This window comes from Bacillus sp. 22483, assembly GCF_052044605.1.
GTDB classification, from domain to species: Bacteria; Bacillota; Bacilli; order Bacillales; family Bacillaceae; genus Bacillus; species Bacillus altitudinis.
Map to the genome: position 1 here is coordinate 312,243 of NZ_JBQENU010000001.1, position 21,405 is coordinate 333,647.

Sequence of the window (21,405 nt, forward strand, 5' to 3'; positions counted from 1 at the left end):
CGCCCCTTGCTCTTTGATGACCGTATTATAGCTTTTTCTCTCATCAGGAAGCGAATATCGAAAATGAACTTTTATCGTATCAAAACACGATTTTAACCTACTTTCCCTTAGTAAAATAAAAAATCCCCCTTTTAGAAAAGGGGGAAAATACAATTTTTATAAAAGGGGTGATAATAATCTCGCTGTTGATTCAAACAGCCTCACCCTCAAAGGTCTCTTCGCAAATTCTTCTGGAACAATTTCATGTGACTGCTCTAAATCACCTAAGAAATCGTTGACCAGCTTCTCTGTGCTTTTTGTTTTATAGAGGAAAGCATTCACTTCAAAGTTCAGATGAAAACTTCTCATATCCATATTTGCTGTACCAATTGATGCTAGCTCACTATCCACAATGATAAACTTACTATGCATAAAGCCTTGATCATATTCGTATACCTTCGCACCTGCTTCTAAAAGTTCGGGGAAGTATGAACGGGACGCATGAAATACGATGCGTTTATCTGGATTTTTCGGCGCAATGATTCGCACATCGACTCCGCTCAACGCAGCAATTTTCAGTGCGGACAAAATATCATCATCAGGTACAAAATATGGTGAAGCAATCCAAATTGATTTTTTTGCGGAGATAATCATGGAGAAAAAAAGATTTTTAATGACTTCCCACTGTTTATCAGGACCACCCGCAATCATTTGTACGCCTTCTGCTCGACTCTCCATATGGCTGAAATCTTTAAAATAATCCACACCCGAGCATCTTTCATTGGTCATGTAATACCAATCCTGCATAAAAATCTGCTGCAAATCACGAACGGCCTCACCTTTAATCATCAGGTGGGTATCACGCCAAAATCCATATTGTCTGCTTCTGCCCATATATTCGTCCCCAATGTTAAGTCCGCCGACAAATCCTACTTCTCCATCAATCACCACGATTTTCCGGTGATTTCGGAAATTGATTTTATTATTTAATAAGGGCAGTCTCACTGGTAAAAACGGAACGATCTGCACGCCAGCCTTTTCTAAGTCAGCAATATATTGACGGGAGAGTTTTAGGCTGCCTACATCATCATATAAAAAGCGGACAATCACACCACTTTTTGCTTTCTCGATTAAAATGTCCTTTAATTCTTGTCCCAGATCATCATGACGGAGAATATAATATTCTAGATGAATGTGATGTGTTGCTTTTTTGATCTCTTCAAAAATATGAGAGAACGTTTCTTCTCCATTGGTCAGAACTTTAGAGGATGTGCGATACGTAATAGGGGTATGTCCAAGTCTGTGGGCCAGCTTAAATAAGAGCTGCTGATGGTCACCCATATGAGTCATTTTTTCAATTGCTTCTCTGTGGATACGTTCATCTTCTTGGACAAGCTGTTCATCCAGTACCGCTTTCTTTTCAAAAAGTCTGCGCTTTTTAATATTGCGTCCAAAGAAAATATAAAACAAAAACCCGAAAAGCGGAAAGCTCCCAAGCAGCACAAGCCACGTAATCGTTTGAGAGGGATTTCTGTTTTCTAAGAAAATGACAAACCCGATGAAGATAATCGATAAAGTGAATAGAACACTGACGGAACTTAATACACTTACCGCTAGATCACCGGCAAAAATTTGGATAATCAAATAAGCACCTATCGTAATGATAAGAAAAAATAGAACTTTGACTACATTTCTCATTTCATTTTCTCCTTGCCGATCACTTTATTTACTTTTTCATTCAGATAAAAAAGTCGATTCCTCTATAGAAATCGACTTTTGGTTGTTACGAGAAGTGCTGTTGAATCGTTTCAAGCGCATTCTCTTTGACAATCAGCTGACCGTATTCTTGCAGTCTGTAGATGCTGACCACTGATTCATGAGCATATTCAAGCAGAATACTAAGCTTATTCTCCACCTGCTCATCTGACAAATCCTCGTGGAAGTCAACATATAGATAATAACGGTTTTCAAACGAATATAAACTTGTCGTAAAATCCTGCATATTTAATTGAGAAAGTGCAATCAAATCTTCAAAGTCATCCATTTTCAATACGAACTGAAGTTGAAGTTTTTTGTCCTTCTCATTATGATCTTCTTGATCTTGCTCTTCTTTATGAAAATCATCAAGCAGAGCATCTAAACTTTCTTCATCTGTTTGATCTTTTTTATCTTCTGGAATCGGCAATTCGAGCTTTTGTCCATCTTTAGAAAGTTGGGCTTTTGTCACGACAATTTCAAGACCTTTATCAAGTGCCTGTACTTGAATCCAAAGTGGTCCCTCTACTGCAAATTCTTCTTCTTCGTGCACTTCGTCCATCACTTCCCAGAACAGCTCTTCACTGCGCTCACGATTATACCAAATCTCTTCACGGTCAAAACCGCGATCTTCAATATCACCGTAGGAAATATAAAATTTGACTGTATGTTCATTTATTCTTTCGATTTCCATTTTGCCAACCTTCCCTTCTATATAAGATGTTGAAGGGACATACAAGCTCCCAATTAATAGTACTTTACTACACTTTACCCGTTCCGTCTACATGTTAACCATTTAAAGAAATGAGGTATTGCTGTGTACTGTCTATTTTATGATAAAACATGAATAAAAGAAATAAAAACGCATTTTTTGCAGAGAAAACTTGCAGAAACATATATTTGAATTGTCCTCATATATTGGTTGTACGAGCTATTTTAGTAAAATGAGGTGAACTGGATGGAAACAGAGTGGATGGTATCCTTACTGATGATTATTGGCATAGACCTCATATTAGGCGGAGATAATGCATTAATCATTGCGATGGCCAGTCGAAGCTTATCAAATGAAAAACGAAACAAAGCCATATGGATCGGCACACTTTTGGCAGTGCTGATGAGAATCACCATGACTGGTGCTGCCGTTTATTTATTGACCATCCCCTATTTGCAATTTATCGGCGGTCTCTTTCTCCTTTATATAGGATACAATTTGTTAATTGAACAAAAGAAAGAATCCATTCGGATTAAAAGCAGCGGCTCCCTTTGGCGTGCTGTTCAGACCATCGTGATTGCAGATCTTTTTATGTCACTTGATAATGTGATTGCTGTTGCAGGGGCAGCTAAAGGGAACATGGTGCTCACTGCCTTTGGCTTAATGATTTCAGTTCCGATTATTATTTGGGGGAGTAAGCTGATTCATGCAGCACTAACCAAGTTTCCGATTCTTTTATACGGAGGGAGTGCCCTTTTAGCTTTTACAGGCGGAGAAATGATTGTCCGTGATGTAAAACTGAATGAATTTATGGCGCAGCATACAACACTTGAATTGTTGCTTCCTTTTTTAACCGTCGCAACCGTTATTTTAGCCAGTCTCTTTTACGAACAAACGGCTGAAAATAAATAAAAAAAGCTGCCAAATGATCGGCAGCTTTTCGTGTTGTCTATTAGTTAGCAAGTCGCTGAGCTTCTCGAAGTTGGAATGTACGAACCGTTCTAGGAAGGAAACGTCTAATTTCATCTTCGTTGTACCCAACTTGCAGTCTTTTTTCATCCAAAATAATTGGACGTCTTAGAAGACCAGGGTGCTCATTGATTAGTTTATACAATTGTTGAAGCGGCATTGTCTCAACATTTACATTTAGTTTTTGGAATACTTTAGAACGTGTTGAGATAATTTCATCTGTACCATCTTCCGTCATACGAAGAATCTCTTTGATTTCATCGATTGAAAGAGGCTCAGAAAAGATATTTCTCTCTTGGTATGGAATATTGTGCTCTTCTAACCACGCTCTTGCTTTTCTACATGATGTACAGCTTGGTGATGTGTATAATGTTACCATAAATCTTCACTCCTCAATTTGTAGAATGAATATTGATCTGTATTCTTAAATTAAAATTGTTCTAAATAAGTAATCTTTATAGTGATTATACTATAAAAAAGTAAGTGTGAACAGATTTTCTTGCAATTTTTGTGACAAAAACTAGACAATTTCATTCTTTTTGTGCAGATGTTTGAAGTCTGAACATTCTCATTTAGTCGAGATGATCGAAAATATTTTTTTGTTTTCTATTTTCAACGAGCTTCAGCACATCATCAACATCCTCATACGATTGTCCATACCATTCTTCGTCTTTATACGTATGGATTCTTTCGTACGTCTTTCTCATGGCCTCCATCATTTCTTCCTCATTATCTGTACGAGGCGACCAATAAAGAATTTCCATGCGGTTCACTTCATTCGTTGCAAGTGACCTGCGTTTATAACCAATTGATTCAGCATGCTTGAAGTGCTCTCTCTGATAAAACTTTAGGCGTTTTGCAGTATCTGCATCATCTTCATCTACAGGCTCGACCTCAAGCAAGATCGGTTTTCTTTTTTCCTTCAGCTTATGAATGAGCTTTGAGCCGAGGCCTTCACCTCTTGCATCCTTGGAAACAAATAAATAATCAATAAAGATGAAAGAATCAAATTCAGCGTACATCATCACATGATGAGGCCCTTCTTCTTTATGATAAATATCACTTCTTTCCTTTAATAAAGCTTCCATATGCTCTTTTGACTTCATTTCTTCTATCGGGAAGTATTCACTGAGCTTTTCATACCAATTCATGGATCCGCTCCTTATGATGTAGTTAAGAACCACTTCCTTATCTATTCCCGATTTCCTGCTATTTAAACGCCTGTACTAGTAAGACGCAGCAATGCCATTGGTGGTTTCACTTTTTTTCAAGAGAAAGCAAAAAAGTTTTATATCGAACGATTCATGAGCATTTGAAAGCAAGCAAACAAAAGAAGTGTCATGGCGATCTGAAACATGATGAAATAAAGGTACTTCATACGCCGGACTTCTTCCTTCTGTTTATTCGTGCGCCGATACACAGCAAATTCAACCGAAAACGAAATAATGCAAATGAGCACTAAAAATGCGATCATCCACTTTCCTCCGTTTGGTTCCGTTAAAAAAGATATTGAAAAAAGCATCGTGACGATAAAAAAGTGAAGACATGAATAGCGAAACGTCTTCCATAACAACATTTGATTTCCTCCTGGTTTACTCACTTTACATAAAAATTACCATCAACTTGTTTTTTTGTAAAATAAAAAAAGAAGCACTGATATCGCAGTGCTTCTTCTCTGTTCTTATTGTTTTGCTTTGATCTCTTTGAATTCTTCTTCAGTACAGCTGACAAAGTGACCTGGCTTCACTTCACGAAATTCCGTATTTGTTCCTTTATGAACAGATGGATCGTATTTAATCCGTTTGCGGTTACGCTCATAATCAGGATCTGGAAGCGGAATCGCAGATAGTAATGATTTTGTATATGGATGAAGCGGGTTTTCATATAATTCATTCGCTGGTGCCAGCTCAACCAATTTCCCAAAATACATCACGCCGATACGATCGCTGATATATTTCACCATGGAAAGGTCATGGGCAATGAATAAATACGTTAAGCCCTTTTCTTCTTGCAGTTCTTTCATTAAGTTGACGACCTGCGCTTGGATCGACACATCTAGTGCAGAGATTGGCTCATCGGCAATGATGAAATCCGGCTCAACAGCTAACGCACGAGCAATCCCAATACGCTGCCTTTGACCGCCTGAGAATTCATGCGGGTATCTATTCGCATGCTCTTTATTCAAGCCAACCGTTTCAAGCAATTGATACACACGGTCTTTACGTGCTTGCTTTGTTTTCGCAAGACCATGAATGTCAATCCCTTCTGCAATGATATCAAGCACTGTCATTCTAGGGTTAAGTGAAGCATATGGGTCTTGGAAAATCATCTGCATTTGACGGTTAAATTCAAGCATTTTTTGTCTTGATTTCTTTCCGTGTACGCTTTCTCCTTTATAGAGAACTTCACCATCTGTCGCATCATAAAGTCTTATGATTGAACGGCCAGTTGTCGACTTTCCACATCCAGATTCACCTACAAGTCCAAGTGTTTCACCTTTATAAATATCAAATGAGACACCATCAACTGCTTTTACAGTCCCTCTTGCTGTATGGAAATGCTGCTTTAAATTTTTAATTTCTAACAGTTTTTCTGCCATGCTATTCACCCTCTTTTACTAATACAGGTTTTTCGTAGCTACCTTCTAGTTCACGCATTCTCGCCTTTACGGAAGCAGGCGGTTCAACTTTAGGGGCATTCGGATGAAGTAGCCATGATTTCACATAATGCGTATCTGATACTTTGAACATTGGTGGTTCTTGTTCAAAGTCAATTTTCATTGCATAATCGCTCCGGAGTGCAAATGCATCTCCTTTCGGCGGGTTTGTTAAATCTGGTGGTGTTCCTGGAATCGCCGTTAGTTTCCCTTCAGCTCCTCCATCAGTGTCTAGGCTTGGCATAGATGCTAAAAGTCCCCATGTATATGGATGTTTCGGATTGTAGAAAATTTCATCAACAGTCCCTGTCTCCACAATCTGTCCAGCATACATAACGGCTACACGATCAGCAACATTGGCCACAACACCTAAATCATGGGTAATAAAGATAATAGATGTTTCGACTTTTTGCTGAATTTCTTTCATTAATTCTAAGATTTGCGCCTGAATGGTTACATCAAGTGCAGTCGTTGGCTCATCAGCAATCAATAGCTTTGGATCGGCTGCAAGTGCCATCGCGATGACAACCCTTTGTCTCATCCCACCACTAAATTCATGCGGATATTGTTTGATTCTTTTTTCAGGCATTGGAATCCCAACAAGCTCTAAAAGTTCAATGGCTCTTTTTTCAGCCGCTTCTTTTGAGATTTGTTCATGCTTGAAAAGTACTTCTGTAATTTGTTTCCCGACCTTCATGGTTGGGTTCAAAGAAGTCATCGGATCTTGGAAGATCATCGAAATGTCTTTTCCTCGAATGGTTTGCATTTGCTTTTCCGTTTTCTTGACAATATCCTGCCCATCAAATAAAATCTCTCCGCGCTTGAAATAACCTGGCGGCATCGGGATTAATCTCATGATGGCCTGGGATGTTACACTTTTACCAGAACCAGATTCACCTACAATAGCAAGTGTCTCGCCTTTATTTAAGTGGAAGTTCACACCACGAATGGCTTGAACCTCTCCACCATATGTTTTAAATGAGATTGCAAGGTCTTTCACCTCTAGAATACGTTCACGTTCCATCCTAATCACTCCTTATTTACGCAACTTCGGATCTAAAGCGTCTCTTAGTCCGTCTCCAACCACGTTAAAACCAAACATTGTAATACAGATAAATGCGGCTGGGAACCATAATCTCCATGGATAATACGTCATGGCCGGAATTCCATCAGAAGCCATTGTTCCCCAGCTAGCTAATGGAGCTGGTACACCAAGCCCTAGATAGCTTAAGAATGCTTCTGTGAAAATAGCAGAAGGAATCGTTAATGTCATTGTGACAAGAATCGGTCCCATTGAGTTTGGAATCAAGTGTTTAAATAAAAGTCTAGATGTTTTTGCACCTAATGTTTGTGCTGCAAGAACGTATTCTTGGCTCTTCAATTGTAAAACTTGCCCTCGAACGATACGTGCCATGTTAATCCAGCCTACGACTGTCATAGCAAGGATAATCGTTAATAATCCTTTTGGCAGAACCACCATCATTAAAATAACCATTAATAGTGTTGGAATTGCCCATAAAACGTCTGCGATACGCATCATGACTTCATCTGTACGGCCGCCTTTGAATGCAGCAATACTTCCCCAGATGATCCCGATGATCACGTCAAGAACTGCTGCAGCAAGACCGATGAAGATCGAAATTCTTGCCCCTACCCATGTACGAACAAACATATCTCGGCCTAGATCATCTGTACCAAACCAATGCTCTTTTGATGGCGGCTGATCTGCATTAAGCAAATCTGTCGTTGAATAATCATATTTCGAGAACACTGGAACGAAAATGGCCAGAATCACAATAATGAAAATAATTGCAAGTCCAACCATTGCAAGTTTATTTGCACGGAAGCGAAGCATGGCATCCTTCCATAAAGATAGACTAGGTTTAGAAATTTTTTCAGATTCTGCTGCGTCAGCTGTCGCAGGCACAAATAAATCTTTTCTCATCTCTTCCATGTGTTAGACCCCTTTCTTCGCCTTCGTCAGTTTAATTCTAGGATCAATAATACCGTAGAGGACGTCAACAACTAGAATACTGACTAATAGAATAATACTGTAGAAGACTGTGACACCCATGATGACTGTGTAATCACGGTTTGTAATGCTTGTAACAAAGTGAGAGCCAAGACCAGGAATACCAAAAATCTTCTCCACGACAAAACTACCTGTTAACACTGAAGCAGCCATTGGTCCCATGTATGTGATAACAGGTAACAATGCGTTTCGAATGGCGTGTTTGATCGTCACAGCTGATTTTGTTAATCCTTTTGCTCTAGCCGTTCTAATGTAGTCACTATTTAATACTTCAAGCATACTTGACCGTGCAAGTCTAGCGATAAATGCCATTGGCATGAAGGAAAGTGCAATAGAAGGTAGTACGGTGCTTGCCCAAGACTCCCATCCTGCAACTGGGAAGATCGCTAAAAAGCTTGCCTCAGATGCAAATACATATTGTAATAGCGCCGCTAAGATGAAACTTGGAACTGAGATTCCAAAGATCGTTAAAATGGCAATCGTATAGTCTTGCCACTTGTTATGATAGAGCGCTGCAAGGACCCCAAACAATACACCAAATGCTAATGCGAGGAGAATTGCCTCAATTCCGAGGGTAAAGGAAACGGGGAATCCAGAACTGATTAAATCATTAACAGTTTGTCCTTTATATTTAAATGAGGGACCAAAATCTAATTTTGCAACTGAACCTAGGTAGCTCACGTATTGAACAAATAAGGGTTTGTCCAACCCGTAGTGCTCGTTTAGGTTTGCTTCAATTTCAGCAGGAAGTTTCTTCTCTCCAGAGAATGGACCACCAGGTGCTGCCTGCATGAGAAAGAAAGTTGCAGTTACAATAACAAACAGTGTGATTAAAATATATATTAATCGCTTACCGATATATTTAAGCAACGGAATTGCACCTCCATGATTTTACAACAATTTCTCTAATCAGCAAGAAAGGTATATGGAGAGACATCCTCCATATACCTTAAGATCCTTGCCGTAGATCTCTTACACTATAACTCTTACTTTTCGAAATGTGCCCATTTGTATTGAACATCACCAAGTCCAGATACAACCACACCTTTAAGTTTTGGATCTTGTACCCAAAGTTGAGTGTAGAAGTAAATAGGCGCTACAGGCATATCGTCGATGATGATTTTTTCTGCTTTTTTCAGCATTTCTTCACGCTTTGTTTTGTCTGTTTCTTTTGCAGAATCATTCAATAATTGTTTGTACTCTTTGCTTTCCCATCCAGTGTCATTGTTTCCACCGTCTTTATCTTTGTAAAGCTCAAGGAAGTTCACTGGATCGTTGAAGTCTCCTAACCAGCCCATACGTCCGATTTGGTAGTCTCCACTGTGGATTTTATCGATGTATACGTTCCACTCAGAGTTATCAAGTTCAACGTTCACACCTAAATCTTTTTTCCACATTTCTTGAATTGCTTGTGCAATCTTTTGGTGGCCTTCATCTGTGTTGTAAGACAATTTCAATGTTGGAAGATCAGAAACTGACTTATAACCTAATTCTTTCGCACCTTTTTCAAGAAGTTCTTTAGCAGTCGCTACATCATGATCTTTGAAGTAACCAGTTTTGTTATCCGTGAATCCTTCCATTGTTGGAGGAACGATTGCCATCGCTGGAACTTGTTCACCTTGCGTAATTTTGTCAACGATTGCTTGACGGTTGATTGAGTAAGCAAGGGCTTTACGGATGTTCGCATTGTTTAAAGGTTTTACTTTTGTATTGAATTTGTAGTTATAGATACCAGCGATCGTTTGAATTTCAAGACCGCCTTCTTTTTTCAACGTTTTTAAAGACTCAGTTGGAAGGCTTCCAGTTGGAGAACCAGCCCAGTCAAGTTCGCCTTTTTTGAACATACTAAGTTCAGTGTTTGTATCTTTGATCATAGACATGTTAATCTTTTTCAATTTCACAGTGTCTTTATCCCAGTATTCATTGTTCTTTTCAAGTGTGATAGAACCGCCGTGTTTCCATTTAGAAAGAACGAATGGTCCATTAGATACGTAGTTTTCACCAGCATTTGTGTACCAGTTTTTATTCTTTTCAGCCACTTTTTTGTTGACTGGCATATACGTATAGAATGCAGTTAGTTCAGTAAAGAACGGTGTTGGGTTCTCTAGCTCAACTACAAGCGTTTTGTCGTCTTTTGCTTTAATGCCAACATCAGAAACTTTTGCTTCCCCTTTGTTAGCAGCTTCAGCACCTTTAATATAATAAAGCTGGTAAGCATATTGAGATTCATTTTTAGGATCTAATGCCCATTTCCAAGCATATTCGAAGTCTTGTGCTGTGACAGGGTCACCATTAGACCATTTTGCATCACGAAGTGTGAATGTGTAAGTTTTACCATCATCACTTGTTTTGATATCAGAAGCCATTGCGTTTTCTGGCTTACCTTCAGCGTTAATTCTTGTTAATCCCTCAAAAGTCTGACGGATGACACTTCCTGAAGTTGAATCATTTGCCAATCCCGGATGTAGAGAAAAAGGCTCAGTGGAGATATTCACATTTAATGTTGTTTTAGCCTCTCCAGAACTGCTCGTGCTGTCGCCTGATTTGTTTCCGCTGAAACCACAAGCGCTTAATACAAGTGTGAAAATAAGCATTAAAGTAACAACAGACCAACGCTTTTTCAACTGTATTCCCCCTTATAATATGTTTTTAGTTCAAAGGTCTCGATAGAAGATGAGATTCAGATTTAAGAAATAGCGTAAAAAAGTCCCTGAATAGCTTACTTTCTATTTCTTTTGTTTTTTCTGAATTTTCACTATGTAAAGAGCCTAGCACAAACGTGTGAACAAATTCATTATAATGAATAGAATAATTTATTGCAATATCAATTTCACATATTTTTAAAAAACGTAAATGGGGATAAAGATTGATTTTTATAAACTAAAGTCTCAATCACTTCAACAAATTAAAGCGTAAATTGATTAAAATAATTTGACAAATTCAGCAGGAATAATGTTTTATACATATAATTAATCATCCTTTTTTAAAAAATTCTGACAGATAGTTACTATTTTATCTAAAATTTTAAGTGTCAAACGACATGATGAGAAGGTCACAAATAGGCTTCGTGACTTTTTCATGGTCATCCTTTATAATAGATAGACATACTGTTGCGATGAAAAAGAAGAGTACATATATTCACCATTTACAGAGAGTCTGCGGTCGGTGCAAGCAGATAATGGCATGTATGGAATGGGCTTTGGAGCAGCTAACCGAACACTTGACAGAGTCAGTAGGCTTAGACGGAGCAGTCTCCGATATCAACGTCTTGAGTGATTTCGTATTGAAATAACAAGGGTGGTACCACGGTTCATTCGTCCCTTTTCTGTTGAAAAGTGATGGGTGGGCCTTTTTATATTGAAGAAAAGAGGTTTTAGTATGACAAAAAAGACGATTTTCTCAGGCATTCAGCCTAGCGGTTCTGTGACATTGGGGAACTACATTGGAGCGATGAAGCAATTTGTCGATCTTCAGCATGATTACAACGGCTACTTTTGTGTGGTTGATCAGCATGCCATTACGGTGAGTCAGGATCGTTTAGCCCTTCGACAAAATATTAGAAGCTTAGCCGCTCTTTATTTGGCAGTGGGACTTGATCCTGAGAAGGCAACATTGTTTATCCAATCAGAGGTACCTGCCCACGCCCAGGCAGGATGGATGCTGCAATGTGTCGCTTATATTGGAGAATTAGAAAGAATGACTCAATTTAAGGACAAATCTGCTGGTAAGGAAGCAGTCGTTTCAGGACTATTAACGTATCCGCCATTAATGGCTGGCGATATTTTGTTATACGGTACGGACTTAGTTCCTGTAGGAGAAGATCAAAAGCAGCATCTTGAATTAACGAGAACGCTTGCTGAACGCTTTAACCGAAAGTATAACGACATCTTTACTGTACCTGAAGTCAAAATTCCAAAAGAAGGCGCTCGGATTATGTCTTTAACAGACCCAACGAAAAAGATGAGCAAATCTGATCCGAACCAAAAATCTTTCATTACCTTATTAGATGAGCCAAAACAGCTTGAAAAGAAAATCAAAAGTGCTGTGACTGATTCAGAAGGCATCGTCAAATATGACAAAGAAAACAAACCTGGAATAGCCAACTTGCTGACGATTTATTCTGTATTAGGGAACGTATCGATTGCAGAGCTTGAACAAAAATACGAAGGCAAAGGTTATGGTGAATTTAAGGGAGATCTTGCGAACGTGGTCGTGGATGCGTTAAAACCGATTCAAGATCGCTATTATGAACTCATTGAGTCAGATGAGCTTGATCGCATTTTAGATGAGGGTGCTGAAAAGGCAAACCGTGCGGCAAACAAAATGCTGAAAAAAATGGAGAATGCAATGGGTCTTGGTCGGAAACGCAAATAAAACAAGCTTGCAGCATATTCAGCTGCAAGCTTTTTCTAATTCACTTTTGATTCGTTTTCCATTTCCCAAAGTTTTTCAAAAAATGGCTGTCCTTTAATCATTTTTTCACAAAAGGCTAAATGGTTTTCTGACCATCCATCAATGGTTTCGTTATAAAGCATGTTCCAAATTTCCTCGAAAGACATTCGTTTGATCTGGTTGTACATGCGCGGATTCCATTCTGTATACCAATAGGCAATTTCTGCTCGGTTTTGAAGCCCCTTTAGTTGATCTAGCGCCATAAACATCAGCTGCTTCAGCTGTCTTTCTTTTCTCGTTAATCCGCTGATATGCTGCGGTGGTAATGATAGGATGTGATATTCTTTCGTCGATTCAAGGCTGTCCGGCGTGAATTCATACTCCTCTGCCTTCACATCTTTCACCATTTCATAGACCAATTGCTCCTGTCTTGGAATCAATCGGCTCTTTCTCACAGGAATGGAATAACCAATCGTATCCACAGCGATGATTCTTATCCCGTCCGTGACCACAAAGCAATACTCTAATTTACGGCGTTCATGATTTTTTCGAATATATGATTTCTCAAATACAGACTCTAGCAGCGTCTTTGGCAGCTCTGATAGATCATTCTCTATGTAATCAAACAAAGGACTCTGCACCTTGAGTAAAGGTACTTGATCTAACAGCTCCACGCTGTCCTCCTTGCGCCACTCATGAAAATGGCACACATTATAGCCATTCTCTTCCCCTTCAAACCAATTCACCCATACGTCATGAAGAAATAACATAACCAATCCCTCACTTTTTAAAAACTGTTGTCCACAGTATGGGCAAGGGATAGAGAAATTATTCCAACTTTATTAAAACTTCGCCCTGACGGAAGGACGGCTATATTTCCTGGGAAAAGGAGAACGTCTCGCAGAGTCCTTTCACGATCTTCTATAAGCAGAACCTTATTTTAGCTTTTTAGGATCAAGGGCATCTCTCAGTCCATCACCTAAGAAGTTAAAGCATAAAACGGTAAGTAAAATCAGTAAACCTGGGAACAGTGGATACCACCATGCTTGCACCATGATGGAGAAATTTTGTGCATCTTGAAGCATGTTTCCCCAGCTCGCCGTTGGAGGCTGGATGCCGAACCCTAGATAGCTAAGTGTCGACTCAGCTAAAATCACAGAACCGACTTTCAATGTAGCAGACACAATGATAGGGCCGATACAGTTCGGTAAAATATGCGAAAAGATGATGACATGGTTTTTCGTTCCGATCGTTCTTGCTGCGAGTACGAATTCTCTTGTGCGAAGTGACAAGAATTCACTGCGGATCAGCCTGGCGGTTGTTGTCCAGCCAGTCAGCGCAAAGATTAAAATCAATTTATCAATACCCGGTTTAAAAATTGTCACTAGCGTGATCAAGAGAAAAATATCTGGAATAGACAATACGACATCCACCATTCTCATGAGCACAGAATCAACAAAGCCTTTAAAGTATCCCGCTACCGCCCCAATGACGGTACCAATGGTGATGGCTCCGACTACTGAGACAAAGCCAACTAATAGAGACACCCTCGCTCCGTATAGCACCCTTGAAAAAATATCTCGACCAAACTTGTCGGTTCCCATAAAATGCTCTGCACTTGGAGGCTGTAGCCGTTTCAATAAGTCTTGCTGTTCCGGTGCGTAAGGTGCGATCACCGGGGCGAAAATAGCGGAAAAGATAATGATCAATAATATAGCGGAGCCGGCAACCGCCAATTTATTTTTGAAAAATTTCTCGCAAAATAAACGAAGCATCGTCTCTGGTTTTGGCGGAAGGCCTTCTTTTAATTTGAGATCAACTGGAGGTGTTCCCATATTAGGTTGTGCCAATTGTGCTTCAGCTCCCTTCTAATATTCAATACGCGGATCAACGATCGCATAGAGAATATCCGCTATTAAGTTTCCAACGACCACGAGCACAGCAGAGATAACAGTCATCGCCATAATGACGGGATAATCTCTTGAAAAAGCAGAATCGATAAACAGTTTCCCAAGCCCCGGCCATGTGAAGATTTGTTCCACCACGACTGCGCCGCCAATAAAGGATGGAATCATGAGTCCAAAGATCGTAATAACAGGCATCAGACCGTTTCTCAATCCATGTTTGAAGATGACTTTGTTCTCTCTAAAACCTTTCGCTCGCGCCGTGCGAATGTAATCCTGCCGCATCACATCGAGCATACTTGACCTTGTATAACGTGTAAGGCCGGCCATATCAGCCGTTGCTAAAACAAAGGCCGGTAAAATAATATGATGAAGCCGGTCAAATAGATTAAAATCTGCATTTAAGGTAGAGACACCCCCGGTTGGAAACCATCCTAAATTCACTGATAACACCATAATCAGGATCAAACCAAACCAGAAATTCGGAATAGCCAGTCCGATAAATGATGTAACCGTAATACCATAGTCAAGTTTTGTATACGGACGTTTTGCTGAAAGAACACCAAATGGGATGGCAATGATCAGGGCAACTAATGTAGAAAAGATCATGAGGATGAGGGTATTTGGCAGCCGGGCAAAAATCAAATCCGACACGGGCGTTCCTTTTTTTACAATGGATGTGCCAAAGTCACCTTGAAGCATATTGCCGAGCCATTTCATATATTGCACATATTCAGGATCGTTCAAGCCGTACTTATCAATAAAGGCTTCCCTGTCTGCGGCACTAATGGTCGGGTCCATCATGAGTGACATCGGATCGCCTGGTGCTGCTTTCATAATCGCAAAGGACAAAATCGTAATACCAAACAAAATTGGGATGGAAAGAAGTGTCCTTCTAATGATATATGTAACCATGTGCACAACTCCTTTTTCATCGGATGGCCATACTATGATGAAAAAAGGGGAGACCCCTCCCCTTCTTCACTAGCAGACTACTGTTCAATCCACCATTTTTCGATTTTGTAATATTCATCTTTCGGGTGGTAAGAGTAGCCTTGTAGATTAGATGGCATCGCGCGATGTGAGTTGGCATAATAAAGGAACGTATACGGCTGGTCTTCTGCAATCAGCTCATAAATTTTTTCATACGCCTTTGAATACTCTTTACGATCACTCAAGTTTTTGGCATCAACTAGCAGTTTATCGACTTCTTCATTTTTATACCAAATGTTATTTAAGCCTTTTTCAGACTGACTTGAATGGAAAATGCTGTATTGATCAGGGAATGTCGCTAAGCTCCAGCCGAGTAATAACGCATCATAATCCCATTTTGGCGGGGTTGTTTGTTCGATTAATGCACTAAATTCTACAATTTGCGGTTTTGCTTCAATGCCAATTTCTTTGAGCTGCTGCTGGACAACGACAGCAATATCTTCACGGACTTTGTTTCCTTGGTTCGTCTTCAAGACGAAGGAGAACTTCTTACCGTCCTTATCAAGATAACCATCTCCATCTGTATCCTCCCAGCCTTCTTCTTTCAGCATCTTTTTCGCTTTTTCTTGATCAAATTCAAATACTGGGACATTTTCATTTTTAGGGTAGTTCCATGACAGCGGGCTTTCTGGGATGTTGGCTACTTTCCCGTCTCCATTTAACACTTGATCGACAATCGTTTGACGATCAATGGCATGGGTAAGAGCTTGACGGACTTTTTTACTTTTGAACAGTTCGTTTTTCTGATTCCAGCCAATATATGAATAATTTAGCCCTAGATCAGATTCGATTTTGATGTTACTAACTTTTTCGGCTGTTTGCAGTTCTGCTCCAGGCACTGCAAAGAAATCAATATCACCTGCGGATAGCTGAGCCATGGCTGCATTTTGATCAGGAATCGTTTTAATGGTGACTGTATCAAGGTATGGCCGTCCATCCCAATAGTCATCAAATGCTTCAAGTTTGACATAGTCTCCTTCTTTCCACTCGGCAAATTTAAATGGGCCAGAGCCGATTGGATTTTTTCGGTTAAATTCATTTTCTCCAAGATCCTTTATAGGGACATCACCTAAAATATGCTTTGGTAAAATGCCATAGCTTCCTAGCGTGACATTATAAAAATATGGATCTTTTTTATTCAGCTTAAATTCGACCGAATAGTCCCCTGTTTTTTTGACAGACTCTAATACTTCAAAGCCTGATCCACGCTCACCATTGTAATCCTTATTGATCGGAATGCTGTATGTAAACACAACATCATCAGCAGTCAGTTCTTCTCCATCATGAAACTTCACGCCTTTTCTAATGGTCACATCAAACTGTTTGCCGTCATCGGATTCTTTAATATCTTCTGCCAACGCCAGCTGTGGGTTAAGCTTTCCATCTGTTTGCAGTAAAAAGCTATAGATTCTCTCTTCAATATCAGAACTTGCAACGTCTGTTGAGTAAAGTGAGTTAAATAATGTAGGCTCCGCAATCGAACCAATGACAAGATCGCCACCTTGTACAGGTTTACCTGTGGATTTCTTTTCACTGTCTCCAGACGTTTTATTTCCACCAGAACAAGCAGCAAGGATCAATGTAAAGATCAGCAGCAAACTGACCAAAATGGACTTTCTCTTTCTATCTTTCATAGACAATTCCCCCTATCTTTTTTAAAAAATGATGACAGAAGCCCGTTTCATCCCCCCTCTCAAAGATGAGATCATACAAGCGTGATCAAGCGTCGTAGAGGTGGCAGGCCACAAAGTGGTTCGTTTTTAATTCTTGAAATTCTGGTACTTTTTCTTTACAGACTTCTTTCGCATGCGGGCATCTTGTATGAAACACACAGCCTTTTGGCGGATTTGCAGGGCTTGGTAAATCCCCTTGCAGCATAATCCGTTCCCTTTTCACCTGACCTTTTTTACGGGTGACTGGAACGGAAGATAAAAGCGCCTGTGTATACGGATGAAGCGGATCATCGTACAGGCTGTGCTTATCCGCAAGTTCCATCATTTTGCCAAGATACATGACGCCCACTCGATCACTAATGTGGCGGACCACACTGAGATCGTGAGAGATAAAGAGATAGGTGAGGTCAAACTCTTCTTGAAGCTCTTCCATCAAATTGATGACCTGCGCCTGAATGGAGACGTCAAGCGCTGAAACAGGCTCATCTGCTATGATCATTTCAGGATTCATGGCAAGTGCACGAGCGATACCGATCCGCTGCCTTTGTCCGCCGGAGAATTCGTGCGGGTATCGATTCGCAAAACTTGGGTGAAGGCCGACTTTGGATAAAAGCTGTTCTACTTTTTCATTTCTTTCTTTTAAGGAATATAAGTGATGTGTTTTGTAGGGTTCTTTGATGATACTTCGAAGTGTTTTTCTAGGGTTGAGTGATGCAAAGGGATCTTGAAAAACCATTTGGATGTTTTTCCTTGTTGATTGTCTTAGTTTTGATTCAGATACATGAGAAATATCTTGCCCTTTAAATAGAATTTGTCCTTCTGTTGGTTCATATAAACGAATCATCGTCCGTCCTAATGTGGATTTACCGCATCCAGACTCTCCAACGATGCCTAACGTTTCGCCTTTATAAATGTTTAAGTCGATGCCGTCAACCGCTTTGACTGCTCCTACTTTCTTTTGCAGCACGCCAGCTTTAATCGGAAAGTGTTTTCGTATATTTTTTAATTCCAGGATGGTTTCTTTCTCAGATCGATCTGTCATGTATGGTTGATTTTCAACAAGTGTCATGTTTGGCTTGCCTCCTCATATAAGAAACACCTGACGCTTCTACCATTTTCAAAGGTTGTCAGTTTGGGCAATTCACCTATGCATCGTTCCATGGCTTTCGGGCATCTAGGCGCAAAACGGCATCCTGCGGGAAGCTGATCTGGCGCAGGGACATTTCCTTTTATCGCCGTTAATGGCTGAATGTCTCCGTCAATGATCGGAATGGATTCAAGCAGTCCTTCTGTGTATGGGTGAAGCGGCTGATCAAACAACTCTTCAACGGTTCCATTTTCAACAACCTGTCCGCAGTACATGACAATGACACGGTCTGCTACTTCCGACACAACACCTAAATCGTGCGTAATGAGAAGTATAGATGTACCAAAGGTCGAACATAAATCTTTCATTAAGGTCAGCACCTGGGCTTGTATGGTCACATCGAGAGCAGTAGTCGGCTCATCCGCAATGAGGAGCTTCGGATCACAGCTTAGCGCAATGGCGATCATGACTCGTTGACGCATACCGCCGGATAAACGGTGCGGGTAATCTTTGATGATTTGTTCTGGCCTGGAAAAGCCTACAAGCTTTAGCAAATCAATCGCTTTTTTGGTCGCTTCTTTTTTTGAAAGTTTTTTGTGGTAAATGAGGATTTCTGTTATTTGTTCCCCGATGGTTAAGACGGGATTAAGTGAGGTCATGGGTTCCTGAAAGATCATGGATACATCATTACCGCGAATATTGCATAATTCCTTTTCACTATATGTAACAAGGTCTTTTCCATCAAGCTTAATGGAACCATCCATAATCTTCCCACCAGTCCCATTAATCAGACCCATGATGGATAAAGACGTAATACTTTTACCAGACCCAGACTCACCGACTAATGCGACTGTTTCCCCTTTTTTGATACTAAAATCAACGCCATCAACAGCAGGTATTGGTTCCTTTTTTCGAAAAAAATAGGTTTTTAAGTTTTGCACTTCAAGCAGTGTGCTCATGCATTCGCCCCTTTCTCCATAGATTAAATGAACCGAATAGAAAAATTCTGTCTTTTTAGAATAAAAAGAATTATCAAAATTTATATTTGTATATTATTACATCAGCATGACGAAATCAAGAAGTATTTAGTAAAATTGTAATATGTCACTTTTTTTGTGAATGTTTGTCTTTATGATTCTATCGCCTTTAAAAACGTTTCCGCTGGCTCCGCAATCATAGACTCCTCGCTGATTCGGTGCTCATCGAAATACTTTTTCACGATATAAAATCCAGTGGCATAGCCAAGCATTTTGGGGTAGTTCCCTTTTCCATAAAGGAGATTCTGTATCAGCCTTTCGTCGTCCTGCACTTTCTGATAAAGGTGACTGGATACCCATTTCTTGTACATGCGCTGCAGCTGCGATTCGTCATATAAAGTCGTCCACTTTGCTGTATAGCTTTCTCCATATCTATGATACACAGCATATTCAGCGAGCCCCTCCATCATGATTGTATCAAGGAATGTAAAATCTTTTTCTTCTTTCGTGAGAAAATGCAACCTACATACATGGTGATATTCATGCGTCAGCAACGTACCGATTCGCTCCTTTGGTGTATGCGGGGATAAAAAAAGAAAGATTTTGTCATCAAATGCCATGCCGGATTGAAAGTAAAATTGTTCTCTGATCTCTTTGCTGCTCTCATTAACAGGCAAAATAAAGACGGGGACATCAGGACCTCCCCACTTTTTTTGCAGCGCTTTGTATTCTTTCATCACAAGCTTGAAATACCCTTTTTCTTTGAGCTTGTCGATCATTTCCTGGCAGGCGTTCCATGATCGCACCATTCCGTGATGTTGTAAATGGGCGAGAATAGATGATCCTTCTTTTTTCTCCGCTCCTTTAAAATAAGGGACAAAACGTGCCGCCAGCTCCTGAAATGATGATGATTGTTGGATGAGATATTGTGTATTGATCAGACCCATACCGCTGAACACCTCCATTTTCATCATATGCAAAAAGGCGGCGATCTGTTTATAGATCGCCGCCTTCTTAAGACATATTACGCTTCGTATTTTTTGAAGATAATTGTCGCATTGTGCCCGCCAAAACCAAGTGAGTTGCTCAACGCAACTTGTACTTCTTTTGAACGTGCTTCATTTGCTACATAATCAAGATCACATTCTTCATCTGGTGTTTCAAGGTTAATCGTTGGCGGAATGACACTGTCTTTAATCGCCAGAACAGAGAAAATCGCTTCTACTCCGCCTGCTGCGCCAAGTAAATGACCTGTCATTGATTTTGTCGAACTGATCGCAAGCTGATTCGCATGCTCTCCGAACACTTCTTTAATCGCCATTGTTTCAAACTTATCATTATACGGTGTGCTTGTTCCGTGGGCATTGATATAATCAATTTCTTCCACTGTTAAACCTGCATCACGAATGGCTTCTTTCATTGCACGTACGCCGCCTTCTCCGTTTGGAGCAGGTGCTGTGATATGGTATGCATCTCCAGTTGAGCCGTAGCCAACGATTTCTGCATAAATGGTCGCACCACGTTTTAACGCATGCTCTAATTCTTCAAGAACAACAATTCCCGCTCCCTCACCCATGACAAATCCGTCACGGTTTTTATCAAATGGACGACTTGCTGTATCTGGATCAGGATTTGTCGAAAGGGCTTTGTTTGCACAGAAGCCAGCAAACGACATTTTCGTTAACGGTGCTTCTGTTCCACCTGTAATCATCGCATCTGCATCTCCGCGCTGAATGACTTTAAAGGCATCACCAATGGAGTTTGTTCCTGTTGCACATGCTGTTACTGTACAAGAGTTAACCCCTTTTGCGCCAAGAGCAATTGAAATTTGGCCTGTTGCCATATCTGGAATCATCATTGGAACAAAGAACGGGCTTACGCGTCTTGCTCCTTTATTCGAATACACTTCGAATTGCTCTTCGAATGTTTCAAGTCCGCCAATACCAGATCCAACCCATACCCCAACACGAGGTGCGTTTTCATCTGTAATTTCAAGGCGTGAATCATCTAAAGCCTTTTGAGCAGCAACGACTGCATATTGTGTGAAGCGTGCCATCTTTCTCGCTTCTTTTTTCTCCATGTAATCTTCGATGTTAAAATCTTTTAGTTCTGCTGCTACTTTTGCTGTATATTCACTTGAATCAACACGTGTGATCGGGCCAACACCTGATACACCTGCTACAGCATTTTTCCATGTTGTCTCTACATCGTTGCCAAGAGGTGTCAAAGCACCTAATCCTGTAACAACTACTCGTTTCTTATCCATTAATTTGTGC

General features: G+C 40.2%; 20 protein-coding genes and 1 other annotated feature. Of the genes, 2 read left to right on the top strand and 18 right to left on the bottom strand.

Annotation, left to right across the window (positions count from 1 at the left end; translation table 11 throughout):
* Nucleotides 1-156: 156 nt before the first annotated feature.
* Together cls and mecA are read right to left on the bottom strand one after the other, a co-directional pair.
* Entirely contained in the window at nt 157-1,677 is a 1,521-nt protein-coding gene (gene cls / locus ACTJJQ_RS01645) for a cardiolipin synthase (protein WP_008348473.1), read from the bottom strand.
* Between the two features lie 85 nt (nt 1,678-1,762).
* The gene (mecA, locus tag ACTJJQ_RS01650) at nt 1,763-2,428 is read right to left on the bottom strand and encodes an adaptor protein MecA (protein ID WP_008348474.1); all 666 of its coding nucleotides are present in this window, start codon (nt 2,426-2,428) and stop codon (nt 1,763-1,765) included.
* Between the two features lie 264 nt (nt 2,429-2,692).
* Here mecA and ACTJJQ_RS01655 point away from each other — a divergent pair, with 264 nt between their 5' ends.
* Complete coding sequence (locus ACTJJQ_RS01655) at nt 2,693-3,358, top strand: TerC family protein (RefSeq protein ID WP_178930035.1); 666 nt, start codon at nt 2,693-2,695, stop codon at nt 3,356-3,358.
* A 40-nt stretch (nt 3,359-3,398) separates the two neighbouring features.
* Here ACTJJQ_RS01655 and spxA read toward each other — a convergent pair whose 3' ends face one another.
* From spxA to ACTJJQ_RS01695, 8 genes are all read right to left on the bottom strand, one after another.
* Nucleotides 3,399-3,794, bottom strand: coding sequence for a transcriptional regulator SpxA (gene spxA / locus ACTJJQ_RS01660; RefSeq protein ID WP_003211421.1), 396 nt, complete (start codon nt 3,792-3,794; stop codon nt 3,399-3,401).
* Between the two features lie 193 nt (nt 3,795-3,987).
* Nucleotides 3,988-4,566: a GNAT family N-acetyltransferase gene (locus ACTJJQ_RS01665; protein WP_024720065.1), complete on the bottom strand. Its 579-nt coding sequence runs from the start codon at nt 4,564-4,566 to the stop codon at nt 3,988-3,990.
* A gap of 137 nt (nt 4,567-4,703) precedes the next feature.
* Nucleotides 4,704-4,991, bottom strand: coding sequence for a hypothetical protein (locus tag ACTJJQ_RS01670; RefSeq protein ID WP_025207152.1), 288 nt, complete (start codon nt 4,989-4,991; stop codon nt 4,704-4,706).
* 105 nt (nt 4,992-5,096) lie between these two features.
* On the bottom strand, nt 5,097-6,014 hold the full coding sequence (locus ACTJJQ_RS01675; protein WP_024720064.1) for an ABC transporter ATP-binding protein: 918 nt from the start codon (nt 6,012-6,014) through the stop codon (nt 5,097-5,099).
* Between the two features lies 1 nt (nt 6,015).
* Nucleotides 6,016-7,095, bottom strand: coding sequence for an ABC transporter ATP-binding protein (locus ACTJJQ_RS01680; RefSeq protein ID WP_007499018.1), 1,080 nt, complete (start codon nt 7,093-7,095; stop codon nt 6,016-6,018).
* Between the two features lie 12 nt (nt 7,096-7,107).
* On the bottom strand, nt 7,108-8,025 hold the full coding sequence (locus tag ACTJJQ_RS01685) for an ABC transporter permease (RefSeq protein ID WP_017360167.1): 918 nt from the start codon (nt 8,023-8,025) through the stop codon (nt 7,108-7,110).
* 3 nt (nt 8,026-8,028) lie between these two features.
* Nucleotides 8,029-8,973 carry an ABC transporter permease gene (locus tag ACTJJQ_RS01690; protein ID WP_007499022.1) on the bottom strand — a complete coding sequence of 315 codons (945 nt, stop codon included), beginning with the start codon at nt 8,971-8,973 and terminating at the stop codon, nt 8,029-8,031.
* A gap of 116 nt (nt 8,974-9,089) precedes the next feature.
* Nucleotides 9,090-10,727 carry a peptide ABC transporter substrate-binding protein gene (locus ACTJJQ_RS01695; RefSeq protein WP_007499024.1) on the bottom strand — a complete coding sequence of 546 codons (1,638 nt, stop codon included), beginning with the start codon at nt 10,725-10,727 and terminating at the stop codon, nt 9,090-9,092.
* Between the two features lie 482 nt (nt 10,728-11,209).
* Nucleotides 11,210-11,428 (top strand) — a binding site (T-box leader).
* A gap of 53 nt (nt 11,429-11,481) precedes the next feature.
* On the opposite strand from ACTJJQ_RS01695, the gene trpS reads away from it, so the two are divergent.
* A complete protein-coding gene (gene trpS, locus ACTJJQ_RS01700) occupies nt 11,482-12,477 on the top strand; it encodes a tryptophan--tRNA ligase (RefSeq protein ID WP_008348488.1) in 996 nt (331 codons plus the stop codon).
* Nucleotides 12,478-12,512: 35 nt separating this feature from the next.
* Here trpS and ACTJJQ_RS01705 read toward each other — a convergent pair whose 3' ends face one another.
* The 8 genes from ACTJJQ_RS01705 to fabF all read right to left on the bottom strand — a co-directional run bounded on the left by ACTJJQ_RS01705 (nt 12,513) and on the right by fabF (nt 21,395).
* Complete coding sequence (locus ACTJJQ_RS01705) at nt 12,513-13,265, bottom strand: YjbA family protein (protein WP_144684661.1); 753 nt, start codon at nt 13,263-13,265, stop codon at nt 12,513-12,515.
* A gap of 165 nt (nt 13,266-13,430) precedes the next feature.
* The gene (opp4C, locus tag ACTJJQ_RS01710; protein ID WP_017360169.1) at nt 13,431-14,330 is read right to left on the bottom strand and encodes an oligopeptide ABC transporter permease; all 900 of its coding nucleotides are present in this window, start codon (nt 14,328-14,330) and stop codon (nt 13,431-13,433) included.
* 33 nt (nt 14,331-14,363) lie between these two features.
* Complete coding sequence (locus ACTJJQ_RS01715) at nt 14,364-15,314, bottom strand: ABC transporter permease (RefSeq protein WP_008348492.1); 951 nt, start codon at nt 15,312-15,314, stop codon at nt 14,364-14,366.
* Between the two features lie 77 nt (nt 15,315-15,391).
* Nucleotides 15,392-17,026, bottom strand: a complete 1,635-nt coding sequence (locus tag ACTJJQ_RS01720) for a peptide-binding protein (protein WP_025207149.1) — start codon at nt 17,024-17,026, stop codon at nt 15,392-15,394.
* An 85-nt stretch (nt 17,027-17,111) separates the two neighbouring features.
* Nucleotides 17,112-18,107, bottom strand: a complete 996-nt coding sequence (locus ACTJJQ_RS01725; protein WP_025207148.1) for an ABC transporter ATP-binding protein — start codon at nt 18,105-18,107, stop codon at nt 17,112-17,114.
* A gap of 23 nt (nt 18,108-18,130) precedes the next feature.
* Nucleotides 18,131-19,111 carry an ABC transporter ATP-binding protein gene (locus tag ACTJJQ_RS01730; protein WP_440599893.1) on the bottom strand — a complete coding sequence of 327 codons (981 nt, stop codon included), beginning with the start codon at nt 19,109-19,111 and terminating at the stop codon, nt 18,131-18,133.
* Between the two features lie 170 nt (nt 19,112-19,281).
* On the bottom strand, nt 19,282-20,076 hold the full coding sequence (locus ACTJJQ_RS01735; protein WP_056407963.1) for a DUF2268 domain-containing protein: 795 nt from the start codon (nt 20,074-20,076) through the stop codon (nt 19,282-19,284).
* Between the two features lie 77 nt (nt 20,077-20,153).
* Complete coding sequence (gene fabF / locus ACTJJQ_RS01740) at nt 20,154-21,395, bottom strand: beta-ketoacyl-ACP synthase II (RefSeq protein ID WP_007499040.1); 1,242 nt, start codon at nt 21,393-21,395, stop codon at nt 20,154-20,156.
* Nucleotides 21,396-21,405: the final 10 nt, after the last annotated feature.